We start from the raw sequence: 941 nt of genomic DNA on the forward strand, positions 1-941 counted from the left end.
AGCTCGTCTGCATTCAGGATACCGTCGCCATTTAAGTCTTCAGGGATCGTGATCGCACCGATCAGGTCTGCAGGTAAGGTATCAACCGTTACTGTGATGTCTGCATCTGCAACATCGACGTTACCTTGCGCATCAACTGCCTCGGCATGGATCGCGACTGGGCCTTCGCCTGTCACAGCAATCGCTGCGGTGATAAAGCCGTTGGTCAGGTCAGCTGCTGTTACGGTGTAGTTCACACCATTGACATTCACTACTGTGCCATCGATTGCATCTGCACCCAACGCCACTTGTGCATTGAAGCTGCCATCTGTACCGAGCTCGTCTGCATTCAGGATACCGTCGCCATTTAAGTCTTCAGGAATCGTGATCGCACCGATCAGGTCTGCCGGTAAGGTATCAACCGTTACTGTCACGTCTGCATCTGCAACATCCACGTTACCTTGCGCATCTACTGCTTCTGCATGGATTGCCACAGGGCCTTCGCCTGTCACAGCAATCGCTGCGGTGATAAAGCCGTTGGTAATATCAGCTGCTGTCACGGTGTAGTTGGTACCGTTAACATTCACGACTGTGCCATCGATTGCATCTGCTCCCAATGCCACTTGTGCATTGAAGCTGCCGTCTGTACCTAGCTCGTCTGCATTCAGGATACCGTCGCCATTTAAGTCTTCAGGGATCGTGATCGCGCCGATCAGGTCTGCAGGTAAGGTATCTACAGTGACTGTGACGTCTGCATCTGCAACATCGACGTTACCTTGTGGATCAACTGCTTCTGCATGGATCGCGACTGGGCCTTCGCCTGTCACAGCAATCGCTGCGGTGATGAAGCCGTTGGTAATATCAGCTGCTGTCACGGTGTAGTTGGTACCGTTAACATTGACGACTGTGCCATCGATTGCATCTGCTCCCAATGCCACTTGTGCATTGAAGCTGCCGTCTGT

1 pseudogene is annotated in these 941 nt (G+C 52.4%); it reads right to left on the reverse strand.

Annotated features, from left to right (window positions below):
• Positions 1-941: pseudogene (locus KTH84_RS18965) on the reverse strand (type I secretion protein); the annotation flags it as partial.

This window comes from Acinetobacter sp. WU_MDCI_Abxb74 (assembly GCF_025513915.1).
GTDB classification, from domain to species: domain Bacteria; phylum Pseudomonadota; class Gammaproteobacteria; order Pseudomonadales; family Moraxellaceae; genus Acinetobacter; species Acinetobacter calcoaceticus_C.